The sequence below is a fragment of the Pseudomonas sp. Pc102 genome (assembly GCF_018408275.1).
Taxonomy (GTDB): Bacteria; Pseudomonadota; Gammaproteobacteria; order Pseudomonadales; family Pseudomonadaceae; genus Metapseudomonas; species Metapseudomonas tohonis.
This window is the reverse complement of sequence record NZ_AP021905.1, coordinates 48,749-71,474: the sequence shown is the minus strand read 5'-3', so window position 1 is coordinate 71,474 and position 22,726 is coordinate 48,749. Positions and strand designations below refer to the sequence as shown.

Sequence of the window (22,726 nt, the reverse complement as noted above, 5' to 3'; positions counted from 1 at the left end):
CGGGCTCACTCCTCCGCCAGCGCGACGTGGGCGCGGTCGGTCAGCGGCTTGAACAGGTAGTTGAGCAGCGAGCGCTCGCCGGTGCGCACGAAGGCCTCCACCGGCATGCCGGGGCGGATGTCCTCGCCGGCGAGCTGGCGCATGCCTGCGCCGGCGACCTTGACCCGCACCTGGTAGTAGGGCTGCTGCGTGGCCTCGTCCAGCAGCCTGTCGGCCGAGACCAGCGCCACCTCGCCGTCCACCCGTGGCGTGCGGCTCTGGTTGAAGGCGACGAAGCGCAGCTCCACCGGCAGCCCGGGGCGCAGCCGGTCCACCAGCTCCACCGGGGCCCGTGCGTCCACCAGCAGGGGCGCATCGGCCGGGACGATCTCCATCAGCTGCTGGCCGGCCGCGACCACACCGCCCTCGGTGAACACGGCGAGGCCGACCACGGTGCCGCTGGCCGGTGCCCGCACCTGGGTGGCCGCCAGCTCGGCCTCGGCGCTGCGCAGGCGGCTGGCCAGGTCTTCGGCGCTGGCCTGGGTATCGGCGAGCTGCTGGTGCACGTCGCGCTGGAATTCCTGCCGGCGCTGCTGGATGCGCAGCTTCAGCTCGAGAATCTGCCGCCGGGTGCGGCCGATGTTGCCGAGGTCCTCGGCGATCGCACCGTTGACCTGGGCGTAGAGCCGCTCGTTGTCCAGCAAGCGGTTGCGCGCGATATAGCCGTCCCGGGCCAGCGCGCGCAGGCCGCCCAACTGCTCCTGCAGGGCGGCGCGCTGCTCTTCCTTGTGGGCCATCGAGGCGGTGATGCCCTGGAGCATCGCCCGGGCGCCGGCGATGCTTTCGCGCAGGCCGTCCAGTTCGCTCTCCAGCGTTTCGTGGCGGCTGGCGCGAAGCGCTTCCTGCAACGCCAGGGCATCGTTCACCCAGGGCTCGCCGGCATCGGCACGCAGCGCCTCGGGGAAGGCGATGCGCACGCTGCCCTCGCGCTCGGCGCGCAGGCGGGCCTCGCTGGCGCGGGCGTTGAGGTACTGCGCCCGCAGGGCATCGCGCTGGGCGCGCGCCCGGGTGGTGTCCATCCGCAGCAGCACCTGCCCGGCCTGCACGCGGTCGCCGTCCCGCACCAGCAGGCGCTCGACCACGCCGCCCAGCGGGTGCTGCACGGCCTGGCGATGACCGGAGACGACCACGGTGCCCGCCACCGGTACGCCCTTGTCGAGCGGGGCCAGGGCGGCCCACAGGAGCAGGCCGCCGAAGCCGAGCAACACCAGCCAGAGCCCGAGCCGGGCAGGGTGGCGATCATCCACCCGGGGGGCTTCGTGCAGGGCGGGGCGCGGCGGGAGGGGCGAGCTGTGCAAGGCGGTCATCGGTCAGTTACCCGGGGAGCCGTAGCTCATGCTGATGGTGGGCGCGACCCGCAGGGCCGGGGCCGGTTGAGGGGCGGTCGGCGCGGGCCGGGCGCCGCGCTGCAGGTCCTGCAGCACCCGGGCGGCGGGCCCGAAGGCCTGCATCTGCCCGCCCCGCAGCACCAGCAACTGGTCGGCACCGGCGATCAGGGCCGGCTTGTGGGTGATGAGGACCAGGGTGCGCCTGCACGCGCGCAGCCGGGCGATGGCGGCCAGCAGCGCCTGTTCGCCCGCCTCGTCCAGGTTGGCGTTGGGTTCGTCCAGCACGATCAGCGCCGGCAGGCCGTAGAGCGCGCGGGCGAGGCCGATACGCTGGCGCTGGCCGCCGGAGAGCCCCGCGCCGCCTTCGCCGAGACGGGTGTCGTAGCCCTGCGGCAGCTTGAGGATCAGCTCGTGCACACCCGCGAGCCGGGCCGCCTCGACCACCCCGGCCGGGTCGACGGCACCCAGGCGCGCGATGTTCTCGGCGATGCTGCCGGCGAACAGCTGCACGTCCTGGGGCAGGTAGCCGATATGCGGGCCGAGTGCGCCCCTGTCCCAGTGCTGCAGGTCGGCGCCATCCAGGCGCACCTTGCCGGAGGCGGGCTGCGCCGCGCCCACCAGCAGGCGGGCGAGGGTGGACTTGCCCGAGCCGGAGGCGCCGAGAATGCCCAGGGTCTCGCCCGCGGCCAGCTCGAAGCCGATGTTGGCCAGGCAGGGTTTGCGGGTGCCGGGCTGCATCGCTGCGAGCTGCTCGACCGCCAGGCGCCCCTCGGGCGGCGGCAACGGCATGCCGGCGCTGCGCGGCGGCTGGGCCTGGAGCAGGTCGCGCAGCCGGGCATAGGCCAGGCGCGCGGAGCTCCATTGCCGCCAGACGGCGATGAGCTGGTCGATGGGGGCCAGCACCCGGGCCATGAGGATGGAGCCGGCGATCATCATCCCGGGGCTGATCAGTTGCTCGATGGCCAGCCAGGCCCCCAGCCCCAGCACCAGCGACTGCAGGGCCAGGCGCGCGACCTTGGACAGCGCGGTGATGGCCGCCATGCGCTCGCTGGCCTGGCTCTGCCGTGCCAGGAAGCCCTGGTGCAGGCCCGTCCACTGCTGGCGCAGGGCCGCGAACATGCCCATGGCCTCGGCCACCTCGGCGTTGCGCAGGTTGGCGGCAGCCTGCTGCCCGGCCAGCTGCGAGAGCCGCCCGGCCTCGCTCAGGGGCTCCAGCGTGACGCGCTCGTTGAGCCAGGCCAGCGCCATCAGTGCCAGGGCACCGGCCAGCGCCAGCAGCCCCAGCCAGGGGCTGAACATGAACATCACCAGCAGGTAGAGCGGGAACCAGGGCGCATCGAAGAAGGCGAACAGCGCCTGCCCGGTGGCGAACTGGCGCAAGGCATTGAGGTCGCCCAGGGCCTGTGACGCCGCGCCCCGGCCGTCCGCCGCCAGGCTGGCCTCGAAGGCGGCCGCGAAGACGCGAGGGTTGAGCTGCATGTCCAACCGGCTGCCGAGGCGGATCACCACCAGGCTGCGCACCCACTCCAGCACGCCCATGAAGGCGAACAGGCCGAGCACCATGATGCTGAGCATCAGCAGGGTCATCTCGTTGCCGGACGACAGCACCCGGTCGTAGACCTGCAGCATGTAGATCGCCGGGGCGAGCATCAGCAGGTTGGTCACGGCGGTGAACAGGCCGATGTTGAGCAGGGCGGCCCTGCAACCCCCGAGGGCCTGCAGCAGGTCGTCCGGCTTGGTAGAAGGCATGCGCTTCATCTAAGCCCCCAGAAGAGCCGCGCCCGGCGATTGACGCCTGCCGGGCGCGGCCACAGAATTCGCGCCACCGCAGCCTGGGCCCTGCAAGACACGGGCTGCGGTGGCGTCAACGGAGCGAATGGAGGCGTGATCTTCCATTCGCTTTTTTTACGCCCGGGCTCAGGCGGCCAGGGCCAGGTCCTCGACCGGCGCCTGCACGCCCACCGCCTCGGCCGGAGCCAGGCTCAGCGGGCCGGCGGCCAGGGCGGCGGCCACCACGTCGAAGGTGTCGCCGGTGTCCACGCCGTAGTCGTCCAGCAGGCCGTCGAGCACGCCCTGCAAGGCGGTGGCGTCGCCGCTCATCAGGCCGTAGACGACCTGGTGGACGATGCCGGCATGGCCTTCGCTGAGCAGGCTGGACAGGCCCAGGCCGCTGAAGCTGGCTTCCGCGCCGCCGCTGAAGCCGAAGCCGGACGCATCCCGGGTGACGTCGGTGCCCAGCGAGACGGTGTCCAGCGAGCCGTACAGGGTGTGGGCCGGCGCTGAGAACAGCGAGTAGGTCAGGTTGCCTTCGGCGACGAAGCCGGCATCGCTGTTCGGGCTGGTCAGCGCGTACTGGGTACCGCTGAGGGTGCCCGGGTAGAAACCACCGGTGTTCACGCCGTCCTCGACTTCACCGACGCGATGGTTGGCGTCACCGAAGTAGCCCGCCCAGTCGGCCAGGTAATCGCTGATGGTCCAGCTGGAGTAGGTGGTGGAGTAGGTGATGGAAAGGCTCATGCTCGTTCTCCGATTGAGGTTTCACAGGTTGGCGCCGCACGGCAGGCAGCCGCACGGCGGTTTTGCCCTTCATGGGCAAATGCGGCTCAAAAGCTGTATTCCACGGTCCCCTGCAAGGTGCGGCCACGGCCGAGGGTGAAGGCCAGCACGTCGCCCAGCGGCACCAGGTAGGCGCGGTCGGTGACGTTGTCGAGGGCCAGGCGCAGGGTCAGGGAGTCACTGGCGCGGTAGCTGCCGAAGAGGTCGTAGACGGTGTAGGACTTCCAGTCGGCGGGGTAGATCTGGTCGCGGGCATCCGGGTCCCCGCTGTCCAGGGCGTAGCCTTCGCTGTAGCGGGCGCGGACGCCGACATCCAGGCGGCGGTCGAGCAGGCGGGTGCCGAGGGTGAGGCTGCCGCGGTCCATGGGCATGTGCTCGGCGGTGCCCATCATCCCGCCACAGCCGACCATGGCGTTCGCGGCCTGGTTCGGCACCATGCCGATGACCGGCGGGCGGCGCCCGGTGCCGTACACCGGCGAGGTGACGCCACCCAGCCAGGCCTGGTTCCGGCAGTACTGGTTCTCGCCGATCATGTGGGTGTAGGTGAGGTTGCCGTAGTAGCCGCCCGTGTCGTAGTCGAGGGCGTATTCGACGCCCCGGAAGCGCGTGCTGCTGAGGTCGTTCACGTAGGCGGCGATGCCCAGCGCGGGCAGGCCATAGCCGGGGCGCTGCAGGCCGACCGACATGAAGGTGAAGTCTTCGATGCGCGTGTCGAAATAGGCGACCTTCAGGCCCAGGGCATCGCCCTCGGTGATGAGGCTCCGCGTGAAGACGTTGAACCCCACCTCCCAGGACTGCGAGCGCTCCGGCTCGAGGAGCGGGTTGGGGTACAGGGTCTCCGCGCTGCCGCCGTGGGGGCGCCCGGAGATCAGCGTCTCGGTCACCGCCGGCGGGCGCCAGCCTTCGCCGTAGCGGGCGAACAGCTGCAGCCAGTCCACTCCGGGCCTGACCGAGATGCCGAAGGTCGGGGAAAACCGGCCCTCTTCCCGGTCCACGTCATAGCGCAGCGGCACCGTGACCTGCTGGGTGGTGCCGAGGGCGAAGGTGCTGATGTTCATGCCGGTCTCGCCCTCGAGGCGATAGCGGTCGTAACGCAGGCCCGCGCTCAGCGTCAGCCAGTCGTCGTAGTCGAATTCGAGGTTGCCGAACAGGCTGCCCATGGCGCGCTCGCCCCGGGGCGTCATGCCTTCGGATACCGGATAGTCCACCGCCGAGCTGGCGGCCGTGGCCTGGGTGGAGTCGGGGCGGACCTTGTCGAGGAAGTACTCGAGGCCATAGTTGGCCTTCAGGCCGGCATGGTCGAGCAACGCGAGGGTCGAGGTGTTCTGCAGCTGCAGGCCGTAGGTGTCGGTCTGGTAGGTGACGTCGTAGCCGGCAGCGGTGCCGCGGGTCAGGGTGCTCTGCTCATTGCGATTGTCGACGTAATAGAGCTTGGCCTTGAGGTCGACCAGCGGGTCGTCCGGGCTGTAGCTGTAGTCCAGGGCGAAGTTCTGCGACACCACGTTGCTGCTGCCGAGCTTTTCCCAGAGCTCGGCGTTCTGCACGTTCATCATGTTGGCGTCGTCGTAGGAGACCTGGGTGCGCAGGTAGGCGAACTGGAGGCGCTGGTCGGCGGGCAGGTTCCAGCCCAGCTTGGCCAGGCGCGAGCGCATGGTGGAGCCGGAGTAGGCGACGGTCGAGTGCTTGATGCGGTCGGCGATGCCGGGGTCGCTCGCGGAACCGGTGCGCAGCGCGCCGATGCTGCCGTGGGTGCCGGGATCGTAGTCGCCCAGGTGGCGCTCGCTGGCCGCGACGAGGATGTCGCCGATCTCGTTGCCCAGGGCGAAGGCGCTGCTGCCGATGAAGTCGGTGCCATTGGCATGGCCACCGAGCCCGCTGGTGGCGCGCAGGCGGCCCCCGAACTCCTTGCCCGGGTGGATGAATTCGCGGGCATCGAGGGTGCTGAACTCGGCCACGCCACCGATCACCCCGGCGCCGCCCATGCCCGAGGTGGCGCCCTTCTCGATGGTCACGGCGGAGAGCAGCTCCGGGTCGATGTACATCGTGCCGTTGCGCTGCTGGTGGCCACTCTGCTGGAAGTTCTGGCGCATGCCGTCGATGTTCATGTTGACCCGGCCATAGTCCTGCAGGCCGCGGATGTTCACCGAAAGCCCCGGGTCCTGCTGGCTGACGGCGGTGTACACGCCGGCGCTCTGTTCGAGCATGTCGGCGGCATGGCGCGGCGGGTTGCGGTCGATCTGCTCGCGACCGATCACGGCGACGGAGCGGGGCGCCTCATAGACCCAGTCATCGGCGATCGCCTGCCCCTGCACATGGGTGGCGCCCAGTTGCAGGGCCCGGCCATCCGCCTCGGCGTAGGTACGGCTCAGGCTCACCTGGCGCGGCGAGGCGAAGCTGTAGCTCACCGGGTGGCCAAGCAGCAGGGCCCGCAGGCCCGCTCGCACGTCGAGGCGACCGTGCACCGCATTGCCCTGCAGCCCTTCGAGCAGGGCGGCGTCGAAGATCACCTGCACGCCGGACTGCTCGGCGAAGGCCAGCACCGCGCTGTCCAGCGGCTGCGCCGGAATGTCGAAGGCGACCAGGACCTGCTGCGCCTGCGTCGCCAGCGGATCGGACTCGGCGGCCTGCAGCGCCCCCACGCAGGCCAGCATCCAGCTTCCCCCCAAGGCGAGCAGCGCACGACGGCATCGCTGGCCCGGCCCCTTGCATACGTTCATCGGTCTTCCTTACGGCTTCGTGTTTGGTGAATGAAAATCACTCTCAACACCAAGACGAGCCAGCCGGGAAAACTCAGTAAGTTTTTTTTCGGGATTCTTGCAGGGGGGACGCCGGAGCCCGCACCGGGCGGGCTGCCGGCTCAGTAGAGAAAGGTGACGCCGGGCAGGTCGAGCCGGCTGACCTTGAGTTCGTGGGTGAGGGTGTCCAGGGCCTCGTCGAGGATGTCGAGGCGGAACACGCCGCTGACCTCGCGACCGGCCAGGGCGGAGTCGCTGATCAGCACGCGGCCGGGCCGGTAGCGGTTGAGCTGCTCGGCGACCTGCCCCAGGGGCACGCGCTCGAACACCAGCACGCCGCGTCGCCAGCTGGTGGCACGCTGCAAGTCACGCGGGGCGAGGGCCTCGATACCGCCAAGGGCGTCGTAGCGGGCGCTCTGGCCCTCCTGCAGGACCTGCTCGCGCGCCCCCCGCTCGGGCGCCTGTTCCAGCGCCAGGGCGACGCTGTGTTCGGTGACGCCGACCCAGGCGCCGCGCGCATCGTCCTGGCTGACCAGGAACTGGGTGCCCAGCGCGCGGGTGGTGCCCCCGGCGCTCTCGACCACGAAGGGGCGCGACTCGTTCGGCCCCAGCGGTGCCACGGTGAAATAGGCATCACCGCCGAGCAGGCGCACCCGGCGCTCGGTGTCGCTGAATTCCAGGTCGATGGCGCTGCGGGTGTCGAGCTCCACCCGGCTGCCGTCCGGCAACTGCACCTGGCGCACCTCGCCCTTGGCGGTGGCGTGGTCGGCGAGCAGCGGCCGCAGCATCTGCCGGCCCTGCTCCACGCCGAGCCCCGCCAGCAGCAGCACGGCGGCGGCGCTGGCCACCCAGCGCAGGCGCGGGCGACGGCGTGTAGACAGGCGCGGCCGGGCCAGGTGTGTCGCCTGCGCGGCGGGCGCATGGGCGGGCGCGGGCATCTCGCCCAGGCGCGCGAGGTCGGCCCAGGTGCGCTGGGCGAACTGCAAGGCGGGCGGGTGGCGTGCGTCCTCGGCCTGCCAGAGGGCCAGGGCCCGCGCCTGTTCGGCGTCCAGGGGCCCGGCACCGAGGCGGACGGCCCAGTCGGCGGCTTGCTGGCGGATTTCCTGCTCGCGCAGGTCGTGGCTGATCACGTCGGTCTCTCGAGTTCTCGTTATAGGAATGCTGACGTCCGAGGGGCCGATACTCGGTAAACCGTTGGTCATGTGGCGTCCCGGGCGTCGTCCTGCAGGCGCTGCATGACATGCGCAAGGGCCCGGGACAGGTGCTTCTGCACCGAACTGTCGGAGATCTCCAGTCGCCGCGCGACCTCGGCATGGGTCAGGCCTTCGAGGCGGTTGAGGCGGAAGATCTCGCGGGTGCGCGGCGGCAGTTCCGCCACCGCCTCGCGCAGCCTGCGCATGTGCTGGGCCTCGGCGGCCTGGTCATCGAGACCGGGGCGCTCCTCGACTACCTCCTCCAGCGCCTCGTGGGGCACCGACTCGGTCCTGCGCCGCGACTGTTGCCGGGCGTGGTCGATCATCAGGTTGTGGGCGGTGCGGTAGAGGTACGCGGGGCTGTTGTCGATGCGTTCCTTGCCGCGCTGTTCGGCCAGGCGCAGGAAGCTCTCCTGGACCAGGTCGGCGGCCAGCTGCGGGTCGCGCACCTTGCGCGTCAACAGGCTTTGCAGGGCCTTCGCATGCTTGATGAAAAGGCTCTTGAGATCGGGCTCCGACAAGCGCGCTCCCTGACTGGCGGAGGGTGAGGGAGCGCCATCTTATTTTTATTGAGAATTAGTTGCAATTGAGAAAGAAACTTCTCAGCTGGCCGGCGCCAGCAGGGTCGGCAACTGGTCCTTGAGCTTCTGGTTGTTCAGCGGCGCGCGGATGAAGCCGCGCTGGGTGCCATCCGGGCCGATCACCACGAGGTTGCCGCTGTGGTCGACGGTGTAGTTTTCCTTGCTGGTGTCGGCCGGGATGAAGGGGATGCTCACGGCATTGGCGAGCTTCTGGATCGAGGCCAGCTCGCCGGTGTAGCCGACGAAGGCCGGGTCGAAGTAGCCCAGGTACTGCTTGAGCTGCTGCGGGGTGTCGCGGTTGGGGTCGACGCTGACCAGCACCACGCGCAGGTTGTTGCGCGCCGCCTCCGGCAGCAGGCCCTTGAGCTCGCGCATCTGCGCCAGGGTGGTGGGGCAGATGTCCGGGCAGAAGGTGTAGCCGAAGAACAGCAGGCTCCACTTGTCCTTGAGCTCGTTGACCGCCACCGGCTTGCCGTCCTGGTCGGTGAGGCTGATGGACGGCAGGGTGCGGCTCTGCGGCAGCAGCACGATGCCGGCGTCGAGCAACTGGGTCGGGTCGGCCTGGCGCTGGTTGTTGAGCACCTTGTGCACGGTCAGGCCGAGCACCAGCGCCACCAGGGCGATGAGGACGAATACGGTTTTCTGCACACGGGTCATGGGGCGGTCTTCACTCGGGGAATTCGGTGGCGGCAAGACTAACCGCGAAGCGTGCCGATGGCACGGTCCGCGGTGTAACAGCCTTTGGAGTCAGATGTTCAGCAGCAGGTAGTGATCCACCAGGAGGGCGATGAACAGCAGGAACAGGTAGGCGATAGAGTACTTGAAGGTCTTGATCGCGGCGTGCGGTCGGCTGTCGCGGTAGAGCACCCAGGCCCATTGCAGGAAGCGCCCGCCCAGGACGATGGCGCAGACCAGGTAGAGCATGCCGCTCATGTGGATGGCGTAGGGCAGCAGGCTCACGGCGAACATCACCAGGGTGTAGAGCAGGATGTGCACTTTGGTGTAGTGCTCGCCATGGGTCACCGGCAGCATGGGGATGTCGGCCTTGGCGTATTCCTCCTTGCGGTGGATGGCCAGGGCCCAGAAGTGCGGCGGGGTCCAGGCGAAGATGATCAGCACCAGCAGCAGCGGCTCGGCGGACAGGTGGCCGGTGACCGCGACCCAGCCGAGCATCGGCGGGGCGGCGCCGGCGAGGCCGCCGATGACGATGTTCTGCGGCGTGGCGCGCTTGAGGAAGCCGGTGTAGATCACCGCGTAGCCCAGCAGCGAGGCGAGGGTCAGCCAGGCGGTGAGTTCGTTGGTGAAGTGCAGCAGCAGCACCTGCCCGGCCACCGCCAGGCTCAGGGCGAAGACCAGCGCCGCGGCGGGCGAGACGCGGCCATTGACCACCGGGCGCTTGAGGGTACGCGCCATGATCGAGTCGATGCGCCGGTCCACCACGTGGTTCACCGCCGCCGCCGACCCGGCGCACAGGGCGATGCCGAGGTTGCCGAAGATCAGCACCTCCCAGGCCACGCCCGCGCGGGTGGCGAGGAACATCCCCACCAGGGAGGTGATGAGCATCAGCACCAGCACCTTGGGCTTGGTCAGCTCAAGGTAATCGCGCCAGCTGGCGTGGACCCGGGCCTGGCGTTCACTGAGCAGAATGGCCATGGCGTCTCTCCTTCTTCTTGTGTTCAGGCGGGCTTGCCGGCGTGCAGCCGGACAGCCGTTGTCGAGCGTTCGGCGGCGAGGGCCGGCGCGCGCACGCGGTAGTTCACCAGCACCAGCGTCAGCAGCAGCAACGCGCCGCCGCCGTTGTGGGCCACCGCCACCGGCAGCGGCAGGTGGAAGATCACGTTGCTGATGCCCAGGCCGACCTGCAGCGCCAGGGCGCCGAGCACGAGCGCGGCGAGGCGGCCGAGACCGGCCCCGCGCAGGCGCCAGGCGAGCGCCAGCAGGGTGAGGGTCACCACCAGGGCGCCGAGGCGGTGGGTCATGTGGATGGCGGTGCGGGCGTCGCTGTCCAGCTGCCCGCCCAGGTAGTTGGGGCCGATGTGCTGGCTGAGGTGGAAGCCGTTGGCGAAGTCCATCGCCGGCCACCACTGGCCGTGGCAGGTGGGCAGGTCGACGCAGGCCACCGCCGCGTAGTTGGAGCTGACCCAGCCGCCGAGGGCGATCTGCCCGATCACCAGCAACAGGCCGAGTGCCGCCAGGCGCCGCAGCCGCGCGGGCAGTTGCAGCGGGGCGAAGGCGCCGGACAGGCGCAGGCTGAGCAGGAACAGCAGCGCCAGGGTGGTGAAGCCGCCGAGCAAATGCGCGGTGACCACCTGGGGCCAGAGCTTGAGGGTCACCGTCCACATGCCGAAGGCGGCCTGGGCGATGGCCACGCCGAGCAGCAGCAGCGGCAGCTTGCGCGGCTGGCCGTCACGCCCGCGCCGCACCAGGGCGTGCACCGCGAGGCCGAGAATGGCCAGGCCCAGGGTGCCGGCGAAGTAGCGGTGGATCATCTCGTTCCAGCCCTTGTCGGCCTCCACCGGCGCCTCGGGGAAATGCACCTCGGCGTGGGCCAGCTGGGCTTCGGTCTTGGGCACGCCGATGAAGCCATAGCAGCCCGGCCAGTCGGGGCAACCGAGGCCGGCATGGGTCAGCCGGGTGTAGGCGCCCAGCAGCACCACCACCACAGCCAGCGCGGTGGCCAGCACCGCAAGGTAGAAACCGGGACGGGACGATCGTTGCATGGGAGAACTCCGTTTTCTCAGTTGCAAGTTGCAAGCTTCAAGCTGCAAGAAAAAGCTGCACGCTTGCGCTCGCTTCATGACTTGCCGCTTGTAGCTTGAAGCTTGCCGCTGCCCTCACCCTATATTCGAAAGCTTCATCAGGTGCCGCAGGTCGTTGAGGATCTGCTTGCCCTTGATCCTGGCGTCGTAGCGCAGCACCAGGTTGCCGTGGGGGTCGACTATCCACAGCTGCGGGCCGGTGACGTCGCTTTCCACCGCCTTGCCGTACACGGCCGGGTCCAGGCCGTAGCGCTGCAGGCGCGGGTATTCGCGTTCCAGGGTCTGCTGGTAGTCCGCCGACAATGGCTGGCCGACGGCGAAGGCGTGGCTGGCGCGCCCGGCCTCACGGCCGAGGCCGATATGGATCTGCCGGGCGACGTAGACCAGTTGCTGGCAGTCGGCCTCGCAGCCTTGCGGTGCGGTGACCAGCAGCTGCCACAGCGCCTCGTCCCCCGCGCCCTGCACGCCGAGGTCGGTGCGGGTCTGGCCGTTGCCGATCAGCGCGCCGTGGTAGCTGCGCCCGTCCGGCACCCAGAAGCGCAGGTGGTACATGGCCGATGCCAGCACCATGGGCCCGATCACCACTGCGAGGATCAGCAGCAGTTGCAGGCGCCCGCGCGAGCGGCGCGGCGGCGTATCAGGCAGAGCGAGTGCTGGATTCATCCGTTGTCTCCCGTGCTTGGCGAAAACCGAAATAGATGAAGAGCGCGCAGAGGGCCGCCGCCATGGCGAACCACTGCACGGCGTAGCCGAGGTGCTTCTCCGGCCCCATGGCCACCACCGGCCAGTCGGCCTCGTAGGCGGCAAGACCGGGCTCGATGCGCAGCTCGAAGGGCAGGCCGCCACGGCCGAGCTTCTGCCATAGGCTGCGCGGCTCGACCTGGTTGACCAGTTGCGGCCATTCGGTGCCTTCGACGTGCTTGAGCTCGAAGCTGGCCCCCGGCGGCACGTAGACCCAGGCGTCGAGGGCCAGGGCCTGGTGCGGGGTGTCAAATTGCGGCGGGGTGCGCCGGTCCGGCCAGGGCAGCCAGCCGCGGTTGACCAGCAGCCAGAGCCCGCTGGCCTGGTCGTAGAAGGGTTGCAGCAGCTCGACGCCGGGCTTGCCGGCGCGGATGCGGCTGTCCAGCAGCAGGCTGTGCTGGTCATCGAAATGGCCCTGCAGGCGCACCCGCGCATAGGCCGGGTCGGGCAGGCGCTCCAGATCGGTGATGGCGATGGGCTCGGCATTGCGGCGCGCCTCGTAGCCGGCCAGCAGCTGGCGCTTCTCCTCCGCGCGGGAGAGCTGCCAGATGCCCAGCCCGACAAGCACGGGCAGCAGCGCCAGCACCACGAGGGTGGGCACGAGGCCGGGCCGGAAAGACCTCACCCGGCGAGGCCTGGAGCCTGGAAAGCTCTGGCTATACTGCACGACATCCCCCTTGCCCCCGGAGTCGCCCCATGCTCAAGGCGCTCATCGTTCTCTTGCTGCTGGCCACCGTGGTCAGCCTGTTCAGCGGCCTGTTCTTCCTGGTCAAGGACGAGGGCCGCGGCTCACGCGTGGTCAACGCCCTCACCGTCCGCGTCATCCTTGCCGCCCTCACCATCGGCCTGGTGGCCTGGGGCTTCTACAGCGGACAGCTGGTATCGCATACGACCTGGTAGGTCGGAGCTGCAAGCTGCAAGTTTCAAGCTGCAAGAAAAGCCGGGCTCAGCCACCACTTGCCCCTTGCAGCTGCCTCTTCAAAGCACATACACAAAGATGAACAGCCCCACCCAGACCACGTCCACAAAGTGCCAGTACCAGCTGGCGGCCTCGAAGCCGAAGTGGTGGTCGGCGTCGAAGTGGCCGCGCAGGATGCGCACCAGCATCACGGTGAGGATCAGCGTGCCCATGGTCACGTGGGCGCCGTGGAAGCCGGTGAGCATGAAGAAGGTGGCGCCGTAGATGCCCGAGCCCAGGGTCAGGCCCAGCTCGGTGTAGGCGTGGACGTATTCCTCGACCTGCAGGGCGAGGAAGGACACGCCCAGCAGGATGGTCAGCCCCAGCCAGATCTTCAGCAGCTTGCGGTTGGCCTTCTTCAGCGCGTGGTGGGCGAAGGTGACGGTGAAGCTGGAGGTCACCAGCAGGATGGTGTTGATCAGCGGCAGGTGCCACGGGTCGATCACTTCCTTCGGCCCGGGGAAGAGTTTCGGGTCGGGGGTGTTGAGCAGGGGCCAGGTGTACTGGAAGTTGGGCCAGAGCATGTTGGCCACGCCCTTGTCGCCTTCACCGCCCAGCCAGGGGCCGGCCCAGGCGCGCACGTAGAACAGCGCCCCGAAGAAGGCGGCGAAGAACATCACCTCGGAGAAGATGAACCAGCTCATGCCCCAGCGGAACGAGCGGTCCATCTGCGGGCTGTAGAGTCCGCCGCGGCTTTCCTTGATCACCGCGCCGAACCAGCCGAACAGCATGTACGCCAGGCACAGGGCGCCGACGAAGAAGATCAGCGGGCCGTTTGAATCCGGGCGCGCAGCCTTGAGGTCGTTGAACCAGGTGCCCAGGCCGTAGACGGTGACGAGCATGCCGATGGTGGCGATGATCGGCCATTTGCTCTGGGCGGGAACGTAGTACTGCTCGTGACTTGCCATCGTTGTTGTTCTCCTTGTCGGCGCGTCAGCTGCCGGTCTTGGCGACCGGGGGCTTGCGGGCCGTGATATCGAACAGCGTGTAAGCGAGTGTCAGGTGGTGCACGTCGGGCGGCAGGTCGCGGTCGACGATGAAGCGCACCGGCATCTCGATGCGCTCGCCCGGCTGCAGGACCTGCTGGGTGAAGCAGAAGCATTCGGTCTTGTGGAAGTACGCGGCGGCCTTGGACGGCGAGATGCTCGGCACCGCCTGGGCGGTCATGGGCTTGTCGGTGGTGTTGTGGGCGATGAACAGCATTTCGTTGCTCGCCCCCGGGTGCACCACCAGGTCGTCCGCCTTGGAGCGGAATTCCCAGGTCATGTCCGCCGCATTGGTGGCGAGGAACTGCACCCGCACCTGGCGCTTCTCGTCCAGCGCCTGGCTGCCTTCGTAGGCGTTGGCGTTGGTCTTGCCGTTGATGCCGAAGGCCACGCACATCACTTCGTAGATGGGCACCAGGGCGAAACCGAAGCCGAACATCGCCACCACCAGCACCAGGAGGCGCGGGATGAGGCGGCGATTGTCCAGTTCCCCGCTCATCTCACTTCACCTCCGGCGGGGTGCTGAAGGTGTGGTAGGGCGCCGGCGAGGGCACGGTCCACTCCAGCCCCTCGGCACCGTCCCAGGGCTTGGCCGGTGCGGGTTTGCCGCCACGGATGCACTTGATGACGATGAACAGGAACAGCAGCTGGGTGGCGCCGAAGGTGAAGGCACCGATGGAGGAGATCATGTTGAAGTCGGCGAACTGCAGGTTGTAGTCCGGGATGCGTCGCGGCATGCCGGCCAGCCCCACGAAGTGCATGGGGAAGAACGCCATGTTCATGCCGATGAAGCTCATCCAGAAGTGCAGCTTGCCGAGGGTCTCGTCGTACATGTGGCCGGTCCACTTCGGCAGCCAGTAATAGGCCGAGGCGAAGATGCCGAAGATGGCGCCGGGCACCAGCACGTAGTGGAAGTGGGCCACCACGAAGTAGGTGTCGTGGTACTGGAAGTCCGCCGGGGCGATGGCCAGCATCAGCCCGGAGAAGCCGCCGATGGTGAAGAGGATGACGAAGGCCACCGCGAACAGCATCGGTGTCTCGAAGGTCATCGAGCCCTGCCACATGGTGCTGGCCCAGTTGAACACCTTCACCCCGGTGGGCACGGCGATCAGCATGGTGGCGTACATGAAGAACAGCTCACCGGTCAGCGGGATGCCGACCACGAACATGTGGTGCGCCCAGACGATGAAGGACAGGAAGGCGATGGAGGCGGTGGCGTAGACCATCGAGGTGTAGCCGAACAGCGGCTTGCGCGCGAAGGCCGGGATGATCGAGCTGACCGCGCCGAAGGCGGGCAGGATCATGATGTACACCTCGGGGTGGCCGAAGAACCAGAACACGTGCTGGAACAGCACCGGGTCGCCGCCACCGGCCGCGCTGAAGAAGCTGGTGCCGAAGTGGATGTCCATCAGCATCATGGTCACGCAGCCCGCCAGCACCGGCATCACCGCGATCAGCAGGAAGGCGGTGATCAGCCAGGTCCAGACGAACAGCGGCATCTTCATCAGGGTCATGCCCGGGGCGCGCAGGTTGAGGATGGTGGCGATCACGTTGATCGCGCCCATGATCGAGCTGATGCCCATCAGGTGGATGGCGAAGATGAAGTAGGTGACGCTCTCCGGCGCGTAGGTGGTGGACAGCGGCGCGTAGAAGGTCCAGCCGAAGTTGGGCCCGCCGCCGGCGGTGAACAGGGTGCTGATGAGCAGGCCGAAGGCCGCCGGCAGCAGCCAGAAGCTGAAGTTGTTCATGCGCGGCAGGGCCATGTCCGGCGCGCCGACCATCAGCGGGATCATCCAGTTGGCCAGGCCGACGAAGGCCGGCATCACCGCGCCGAAGACCATGATCAGGCCGTGCATGGTGGTCATCTGGTTGAAGAAGGCCGGCTCGACGATCTGCAGGCCGGGCTGGAACAGCTCGGCGCGGATCACCATCGCCATGGAACCTCCGAGGAGGAACATGGCGAAGGCGAACCACAGGTACATGGTGCCGATGTCCTTGTGGTTGGTGGTGAGCACCCAGCGCATAAGGCCCTTGGCCGGGCCGTGGTGGTGATCATGCCCGGCATGATCGTGGTCGATCACTGCACTCATGTCATTTCTCCTCGGCTTGCTTGAGCGCAAGCACTTCTTTCGGCGTCACCATGTCGCCCTTGGCGTTGCCCCAGGCGTTGCGTTCGTAGGTGATGACGGCGGCGATGTCGACTTCCGACAGCTGCTTGCCGAAGGCGGCCATGGCCGTGCCGGGCTTGCCGTGGAAGACGATGCTGAGGTGGTCTTCCTTCGGCCCGGTGGCGATCTTCGAGCCCTTGAGCGCCGGGAACATCGGCGGCATGCCCTGGCCCTCGGGCTGGTGACAGGCGGCGCAGGTGGTGTGGTAGACCTTGTCGCCACGGGCGGAGAGCTCTTCGAGCGTCCACTCCTTGTCGGTCAGCTCCTTGAGCTTGGCGACCTCCTCCTTGCGACCGGCGAGCCACTTGGCGAAGTCCTCCTTGGACTTGGCCTCGACCACGATGGGCATGAAGCCGTGGTCCTTGCCGCACAGCTCGGCGCACTGCCCGCGGTAGATGCCGGGCTTGTCGATGCGCGTCCAGGCCTCGTTGACGAAGCCGGGGATGGCGTCGCGCTTGACCGCCAGCGCCGGCACCCACCAGGAGTGGATGACGTCGGCGGCAGTGATCAGGAAGCGCACCTTGGTGCCCACCGGGATCACCAGCGGCTCGTCCACCTCCAGCAAGTAGTGCTCGTCCTTCTCCGCCTTGTTGTGGATCTGCTCGGCGGGCGTGGCGAGGTTGCTGAAGAATTCGACGTCCTGGCCCAGGTACTTGTAGTTCCACTTCCACTGGTAGCCGGTGACCTGGATGTCCAGCTCGGATTCGGAACTGTCGTAGATGTCGATCAGGGTCTTGGTGGCGGGTATCGCCATCAGCACCAGGATGACGAAGGGCACGACCGTCCAGAGGATCTCCACCGTGGTGCTCTCGTGGAAATGCGCAGGTTCCTGGCCGGTGGAGCGGCGGTGGATGATCATCGACCAGAACATGGCGCCGAACACGATCACGCCGATCACGACGCAGATCCAGAAGATCGTCATGTGCAGATCGAAAACGGTACGGCTGACCTCGGTGGCACCAGGTGCCATGTTGACGGTCCAGGCGGCCTGCGCCTGGCTGAAAATCGACCACAGCAGGAGTCCCATCCAGACTCGTGGATGTCGCATCATTGCGGGTTCCCCTTATCGTTCTTGTTATCCCGCCGGCTGGGCCAGCGGCTAAGGGAGCGGTCGTTAATACGGCTGACTTTAACGGCCGACCTTCAGCACGGTGGTGCGCAGTCGGGTGTCATCAGGTAACGCCTTTCGAGTCGGAGTATAGACACCGACTTGAAGCTGGCAACGCGACGGAAAAATTGGCGCAAGGGCCACAAGCCTTGTCCTAAACGCCACGGCTGGCGCGGGGTTGACGCAGATGAGGGGCCGACGTTATCGCGACCATGCATAAGTATTTCTTCATTATGACAATCGGGTCTTAGCTGAGCGCGGCGGCGAGCTAAGTTGTGTCTTCCCCACCCTTCGATCCATGTCCTACCCAGGAGCAGTCATGAATACCCTCGCCCTGCGCGAACTCATCCAGCGAGCCCACGAACAGGAAGCCCAAAGCGGGCATCTGGCACGCATCCTCGCAACCCAGATGGACCGCCTCCACCCAGCCATCCACCTGCCCGCCAGCGACGCCGAAGGCGTGCTGGCGCGCTTCGTCAGCGCCTACATCGAGCAGGTGCCGGATGTGCTCGACGCCGCCGCCAACGTTGCCCGCGAGGCCGGCATCGAGGCGCAGGTGAAGCCGGTGCTTAAGGTCGCCGAGCAGTTCTTCCTGCAGCCGCCGAGCATGGTGGACGGCCACGAGGGCCTGGACGGCCTGCTCGACGAGGCCTACCTCGCCCACCGCCTGGTGGAGGAAGTGAACGACCGCTACATCGCCCACCTCGGCGAGCCGCTGATCCCGCTGGACACCACCGTGGCCAACCTCATCGCCCACCAGCTGATCGGCGAACCCTTCGCCAACCAGCTCGACGAGGCGGTGCACCACGCGGTGGACGGCATGCTCGAGGAGGCGGTGTTCGAGCGCGCCTCGGTGCAGCACTACCGCGACAGGCTGCACGACCCAAAGGTGGAAGCGGCGTGGAAGTGCTGGCCCTGCCTCTCGCGCCAGCTCGGCGTCGAACTGCAGCTGGACCAGGCGCAACGCGCCGCCGGCTGAACTTCAGACGGCGCGGCCGCGCAGGCTGAGCAGCCGTCCTTCCAGGCGCCGGTTCAGGGCACGGGGCTCGATCTGCAGGGCCCCACCCTGTCGCTGCGCGGCCCGCCCCCAGTCCTCCAGCAGCTCCATGCAGGCGTGGTCGATGTAGCTGAGGTTATCCAGCGGCACCTGCAGCCGCGTGCCCGGCGCCACGCCCTCCAGCACCCGCGCCAGTTGCGGCACCCGCAGGAAGGTGGCCGCGCCGGCCAGGCGCAGCTCCGCCTCGCCGGGAGCGCCGTGCACCAGGACGATCTTCAGGCGCGACGCCTTCCAGGCCAGCTTGGCCAGGGTCAGGGCGAAGCCGATCAGCACCCCGCTGAGCAGGTCGAGGGCGACGATCCCCAACGCGGTGGCCGCGTAGATCAGCAGCGGGGCACGGCCATAGCGCGAGAGATTACGCATGGCCTTGGCATCCACCAGCTTGCAGCCGGTGAAGACCAGCACGCCGGCCAGCGCCGCCACCGGAATGCTCTGCAGCACCATCGGCAGCAGGGCGACGAAGGCCAGCAGCCAGCCACCGTGCAGCACGGCGGACAGGCGCGTGCGGGCGCCGGCCTGGACGTTGGCGGAACTGCGCACGATCACCCCGGTCATGGGCAACGCGCCCAGGACGCCACACAGCAGGTTGCCCACGCCCTGGGCCGACAGCTCACGGTCGAGGTCGGAACGCGGCCCGCCATGCATGCGGTCCACCGCTGCGGCGGAGAGCAGCGTCTCGGCACTGGCGACGAAGGCCACCACCAGCGCCGCCAGGAGGATCTGCGGGTCGGCCAGGCCGAGCAGGTCGGCCGGGCGCAACCAGTCGATGGCCTCGCCCAGGGTCGCCGGCACGCTGACCCGCTGCACATCGAGCGCCAGGGCCAGGCTGGCCAGGGTCGCCAAGCCGACGCCGATCAGCGCGCCGGGCAGGAAGTGCAGCGACTGCGGGCGCCAGCGCTCCCAGCCCCACATGCAGGCGATGGTGCCAAGGCCCAGCGCGGCAGCCGCCAGGCCGCCGCCGGGACCGACCTGGGCGAGCGCGTTGATCAGCGTCTCGGGGAACGCCAGCAGGTTTTCCAGCCCCGATGCCTGGGGCCTGGCATCGAACATCACATGTACCTGCGACATCACGATGAGCGCGCCGATGCCGGCGAGCATGCCGTAGACCACCGCCGGCGCCGTGACCCGGAACCAGCAGCCCAGGCGCAGGCGCCCCGCGCACAACTGCAACAGCCCGGCCAGCACCAGGATGGGCCCGAGCATGGCCATGCCGTGCTCGCGCACCAGTTCGAAGACCAGCACGGCGAGGCCGGCCGCCGGGCCGCTGACCTGCAAGGGCGAGCCCGCCAGCCAGCCGACCACCAGGCCGCCGACGATGCCGGTGATCAGCCCCTTGGCCGGCGGCATGCCGGACGCGATGGCGATGCCCATGCACAGCGGCAGGGCGACGAGAAAGACGACCACCGAGGCCAGCAGGTCCCGGGGCAAGGTGGATTTCAAGGAAGCAAGGCGCATGTCGCGATCTCCTGCGGCACGAAGGGGGGCGCGGCGGTCTCGGCCGCCACGGCGTATGGGGAGGGTGTCAGGACGCCAGGTAGCGCGGGCGGGGCGTGGCCATGGCGACGCGGCCCTGCTGCAGCGGCAGGAAGCCCCCGGCTTCGGCGTCATAGGCTCGGATGGCGGCGGTCTCGATGTCGTAGACCCAGCCATGGATGAACAGCTGCCCGGCGGCCATGCGCGCCGCCACGGCGGGATGGGTGCGCAGGTGGTCCAGCTGGGCCACCACGTTCTCCTCGGTCAGCACACCCAGGGCATCGTGCCCGGCGCAATCGCAGTTGCGCTCCACCAGGCTGCGAGCCACCTCGGCATGGCGCAGCCAGGCGCTGACGGTGGGCATGCCGCGCAGGGCATCCGGAGCCAGCACGGCCTTCATCGCGCCGCAGTCGGAGTGCCCGCAGACGATGATGTGATGCACGCCAAGGGCCATGACCGCGTACTCGATGGCGGTGGAGACGCCACCGTTCATCTGGCCGTAGGGCGGCACCAGGTTGCCGACGTTGCGGGTGACGAACAGATCGCCGGGCGAGCTGTGGGTGATCAGCTCCGGCGCCACCCGCGAGTCGGCGCAGGTGATGAACATGGCGCGCGGCGACTGCTGCCGGGCCAGGCGCTGGAAGAGGCCGCGTTGCTGGGGAAAGGTCTCCTCGCGAAAGCGCCGGCAGCCACGCACCAGGGTGTCGAAGGTGGTTGCGGCGTCACTATCTGCCTGGGGGCGGGCGGGATGCTGCGGATGTCCTGTTTCATGCTTTCTCCTGTTTGCTTTCCGAGCGGGCCGTTGGCCCTCGTGACCTGCCGATTGATGGCGGCCTGCAACCCGACCGGGCAGTCGGGATGGAGAAAAACCTTAGGCGCGAAGACTTAACTCAAACTGAAGAAACCGCTCTGGAATGAGCATTACAGACGAATGGCCGATAGCAGTCTGCCAGCCCGGGCCGGCGATGGGACCACCGTGCAGGCGCTCGACGCGGCGAAGGCGCATCCGCGAAAGGGAGGAAGAAACGGACGGTGCCCCGGCCGAAACCGGGGCACCAGGGTCACAGGTAGCGGGCGCGGGGCGTGGCCATCGGCAGCGGGCCGTCGCCGATGGTGCGGAAGTGGCCGCTCTCGGCATCGTAGGCGCGGATGGCGGCAGTCTCGATGTCGTACACCCAGCCGTGGATGAACAGCTGGCCGCTGGCCAGTCGCGCCGCCACCGAGGGGTGGGTGCGCAGGTGGTCCAGCTGGGCCACCACGTTCTCCTCGGTCAACACACCCAGGGTCTCGTGGTTGGCGCAGCCGCAGTTCTCGGCGACCACGGTACGGGCCACTTCGGCGTGGCGCAGCCAGGCCTTGACGGTGGGCATGCGCTCCAGTTGCTCGGGGTTGAGCACCGCCTTCATGGCGCCGCAATCGGAGTGGCCGCAGATGATGATGTGGTGAACGCCGAGCGCCATCACGGCGAACTCGATGGCGGTGGAAACACCGCCATTCATCTGCCCATAGGGCGGCACCACGTTGCCGACGTTGCGGGTGACGAACAGGTCGCCGGGGGAGCTCTGGGTGATCAGCTCCGGGACGATGCGCGAGTCGGCGCAGGTGATGAACATGGCGCGGGGTTTCTGCTCATGGGCCAGGCGTTTGAACAGTTCTTCCTGCTCCGGGTAGACCTGGTCGCGGAAACGCTGGAAACCTTCGACGATGTTGCGCAGCGCTTCTTCAGCGCTTTCCTGGGTTTGCGGGGTATCGTGCTCGTCGCTCATGCCGACCTCGTTCGCCTTGGGACTCTGTAGGGGTAGGTGGGATTACTTTACCGACATGGTCGGATTTATCCGCCCCCCTACAGGACACCGTTCGGCGCGTTCCGGTCACACTTCGGCCCCGCAAAAGCCCTTCCGCCCATCCTTTCGCTCACAGCAGGGCCATCTGCCCGCCGGGCGGACAGAAGCGCGAGCAATCCAGCGCCACGTCGCCGCGCTTCTCCAGGCCCAGGCGACGCATGGCCACGGCGAAGCGCTGGGCCAGCAGCTCGGCGAAGGCGCCTTCGCCGCTGAAGCGCTTGCCGAAGCGGCTGTCGTACACCTCGCCGCCCCGGCACTGGCGGATGATGCTCATCACGTGGGCCGCGCGTTGCGGGTAGTGGGCCTGGAGCCATTCCTCGAACAGCGGCGCCACCTCCCGGGGCAGGCGCACCAGCATGTAGGAGGCACTGCGCGCGCCGGCATCGCGGGCCGCCTCCAGCAGGCTCTCCAGTTCGCTGTCGTTGATCATCGGGATCATCGGCGAGCAGAGCACGCCCACCGGCACGCGGTTCTCGCGCAGCACGCGGATCGCCCGCAGCCGCGCGGAGGGCGCCGCCGCACGTGGTTCGAGGATGCGCTTGAGCTCATCGTCGAGGGTGGTGAGGCTGATCATCACCTTGACCAGGCGCTGCTCGGCCAGTTGGGTCAGCAGGTCGAGGTCGCGCAACAGCAGCGAGCCCTTGGTGACGATGGTCAGCGGATGGCGGTAGCGCAGCAGCACTTCCAGTACCTGGCGGGTGATGCGGTGCTCGCGCTCGATGGGCTGGTAGGGGTCGGTGTTGGCGCCCAGGGCGATGGGCGCGCACTGGTAGCCGGGCTTGCTCAACTGCTGCTCCAGCAGGGCGGCGGCGTTGGTCTTGGCGATCAGCCGGGTCTCGAAGTCGATGCCCGGCGACAGGTCCCAGTAGGCGTGGCTGGGCCGCGCGTAGCAATAGATGCAGCCGTGCTCGCAGCCACGGTAGGGGTTGATGGAACGGTCGAAGGGCAGGTCCGGCGACTGGTTGCGGGCGATGATGCTCTTGGCCGTCTCGATGCGCACCTCGGTGGCGCGGGTCGGCGGCACCTCCTGGTACCAGCCGTCGTCCTCGGCCACCGAGAGAGTCGGGGCGAAGCGGTTGTAGGGGTTGCTACCGGTTCCACGGCCACGGGGCGGAAGGGTGACGGACATGGCGGGGCGCTCCGAAAATACTGTATGCATGAACAGTATATTCTTACAGCGTCCTGCGCCAGCCGGTTTTC

General features: G+C 68.3%; 20 protein-coding genes and 1 pseudogene. 2 read left to right on the top strand and 19 right to left on the bottom strand.

Going from position 1 to position 22,726, the window contains the following annotated elements:
* Positions 1-5: 5 nt before the first annotated feature.
* The 11 genes and pseudogenes from PHLH3_RS00370 to PHLH3_RS00320 all read right to left on the bottom strand — a co-directional run bounded on the left by PHLH3_RS00370 (position 6) and on the right by PHLH3_RS00320 (position 12,557).
* Positions 6-1,346 carry an HlyD family type I secretion periplasmic adaptor subunit gene (locus PHLH3_RS00370; protein WP_213627497.1) on the bottom strand — a complete coding sequence of 447 codons (1,341 nt, stop codon included), beginning with the start codon at positions 1,344-1,346 and terminating at the stop codon, positions 6-8.
* A gap of 3 nt (positions 1,347-1,349) precedes the next feature.
* Positions 1,350-3,125: a type I secretion system permease/ATPase gene (locus PHLH3_RS00365; protein ID WP_213627495.1), complete on the bottom strand. Its 1,776-nt coding sequence runs from the start codon at positions 3,123-3,125 to the stop codon at positions 1,350-1,352.
* A gap of 159 nt (positions 3,126-3,284) precedes the next feature.
* On the bottom strand, positions 3,285-3,884 hold the full coding sequence (locus PHLH3_RS00360; RefSeq protein WP_173174751.1) for a heme acquisition protein HasA: 600 nt from the start codon (positions 3,882-3,884) through the stop codon (positions 3,285-3,287).
* Between the two features lie 86 nt (positions 3,885-3,970).
* Positions 3,971-6,574: a TonB-dependent receptor gene (locus tag PHLH3_RS00355; RefSeq protein WP_244863109.1), complete on the bottom strand. Its 2,604-nt coding sequence runs from the start codon at positions 6,572-6,574 to the stop codon at positions 3,971-3,973.
* Between the two features lie 206 nt (positions 6,575-6,780).
* A complete protein-coding gene (locus tag PHLH3_RS00350; RefSeq protein ID WP_213627491.1) occupies positions 6,781-7,860 on the bottom strand; it encodes a FecR family protein in 1,080 nt (359 codons plus the stop codon).
* Positions 7,857-8,372: an RNA polymerase sigma factor gene (locus PHLH3_RS00345; protein WP_213627489.1), complete on the bottom strand. Its 516-nt coding sequence runs from the start codon at positions 8,370-8,372 to the stop codon at positions 7,857-7,859. Before PHLH3_RS00345 ends, PHLH3_RS00350 begins: the two co-directional genes overlap by 4 nt.
* 81 nt (positions 8,373-8,453) lie before the next feature.
* Positions 8,454-9,089, bottom strand: a complete 636-nt coding sequence (locus PHLH3_RS00340) for an SCO family protein (RefSeq protein WP_173174743.1) — start codon at positions 9,087-9,089, stop codon at positions 8,454-8,456.
* Positions 9,090-9,179: 90 nt separating this feature from the next.
* Complete coding sequence (gene cyoE / locus PHLH3_RS00335; protein WP_213627487.1) at positions 9,180-10,085, bottom strand: heme o synthase; 906 nt, start codon at positions 10,083-10,085, stop codon at positions 9,180-9,182.
* 80 nt (positions 10,086-10,165) lie between these two features.
* Positions 10,166-11,152, bottom strand: a pseudogene (locus tag PHLH3_RS00330) (COX15/CtaA family protein); the annotation flags it as partial.
* A 114-nt stretch (positions 11,153-11,266) separates the two neighbouring features.
* Positions 11,267-11,854: a hypothetical protein gene (locus PHLH3_RS00325; RefSeq protein ID WP_213627482.1), complete on the bottom strand. Its 588-nt coding sequence runs from the start codon at positions 11,852-11,854 to the stop codon at positions 11,267-11,269.
* On the bottom strand, positions 11,829-12,557 hold the full coding sequence (locus tag PHLH3_RS00320) for an SURF1 family protein (protein ID WP_213627480.1): 729 nt from the start codon (positions 12,555-12,557) through the stop codon (positions 11,829-11,831). The genes PHLH3_RS00325 and PHLH3_RS00320 overlap by 26 nt, the downstream gene beginning before the upstream one ends.
* Positions 12,558-12,628: 71 nt before the next feature.
* On the opposite strand from PHLH3_RS00320, the gene PHLH3_RS00315 reads away from it, so the two are divergent.
* On the top strand, positions 12,629-12,832 hold the full coding sequence (locus PHLH3_RS00315) for a twin transmembrane helix small protein (RefSeq protein ID WP_111259294.1): 204 nt from the start codon (positions 12,629-12,631) through the stop codon (positions 12,830-12,832).
* A gap of 78 nt (positions 12,833-12,910) precedes the next feature.
* On the opposite strand, the gene PHLH3_RS00310 is transcribed toward PHLH3_RS00315, so the two are convergent.
* The 4 genes from PHLH3_RS00310 to coxB are packed head-to-tail and all read right to left on the bottom strand — an operon-like array spanning position 12,911 to position 17,095.
* The gene (locus PHLH3_RS00310; protein ID WP_173174735.1) at positions 12,911-13,798 is read right to left on the bottom strand and encodes a cytochrome c oxidase subunit 3; all 888 of its coding nucleotides are present in this window, start codon (positions 13,796-13,798) and stop codon (positions 12,911-12,913) included.
* A gap of 25 nt (positions 13,799-13,823) precedes the next feature.
* Positions 13,824-14,375 carry a cytochrome c oxidase assembly protein gene (locus PHLH3_RS00305; RefSeq protein ID WP_213627478.1) on the bottom strand — a complete coding sequence of 184 codons (552 nt, stop codon included), beginning with the start codon at positions 14,373-14,375 and terminating at the stop codon, positions 13,824-13,826.
* A gap of 1 nt (position 14,376) precedes the next feature.
* On the bottom strand, positions 14,377-15,966 hold the full coding sequence (ctaD, locus tag PHLH3_RS00300) for a cytochrome c oxidase subunit I (protein ID WP_021219881.1): 1,590 nt from the start codon (positions 15,964-15,966) through the stop codon (positions 14,377-14,379).
* Position 15,967: 1 nt separating this feature from the next.
* Entirely contained in the window at positions 15,968-17,095 is a 1,128-nt protein-coding gene (gene coxB / locus PHLH3_RS00295; RefSeq protein WP_213627476.1) for a cytochrome c oxidase subunit II, read from the bottom strand.
* 376 nt (positions 17,096-17,471) lie between these two features.
* On the opposite strand from coxB, the gene PHLH3_RS00290 reads away from it, so the two are divergent.
* On the top strand, positions 17,472-18,131 hold the full coding sequence (locus tag PHLH3_RS00290; protein WP_213627474.1) for a hypothetical protein: 660 nt from the start codon (positions 17,472-17,474) through the stop codon (positions 18,129-18,131).
* 3 nt (positions 18,132-18,134) lie between these two features.
* Here PHLH3_RS00290 and PHLH3_RS00285 read toward each other — a convergent pair whose 3' ends face one another.
* From PHLH3_RS00285 to PHLH3_RS00270, 4 genes are all read right to left on the bottom strand, one after another.
* Positions 18,135-19,664, bottom strand: a complete 1,530-nt coding sequence (locus tag PHLH3_RS00285; protein ID WP_213627472.1) for a SulP family inorganic anion transporter — start codon at positions 19,662-19,664, stop codon at positions 18,135-18,137.
* A 67-nt stretch (positions 19,665-19,731) separates the two neighbouring features.
* Positions 19,732-20,382, bottom strand: a complete 651-nt coding sequence (locus PHLH3_RS00280; protein ID WP_213630372.1) for a carbonic anhydrase — start codon at positions 20,380-20,382, stop codon at positions 19,732-19,734.
* A 361-nt stretch (positions 20,383-20,743) separates the two neighbouring features.
* Entirely contained in the window at positions 20,744-21,448 is a 705-nt protein-coding gene (locus tag PHLH3_RS00275) for a carbonic anhydrase (RefSeq protein ID WP_213627470.1), read from the bottom strand.
* Positions 21,449-21,596: 148 nt separating this feature from the next.
* Positions 21,597-22,655 carry a PA0069 family radical SAM protein gene (locus tag PHLH3_RS00270; protein ID WP_213627468.1) on the bottom strand — a complete coding sequence of 353 codons (1,059 nt, stop codon included), beginning with the start codon at positions 22,653-22,655 and terminating at the stop codon, positions 21,597-21,599.
* Between the last annotated feature and the right edge of the window lie 71 nt (positions 22,656-22,726).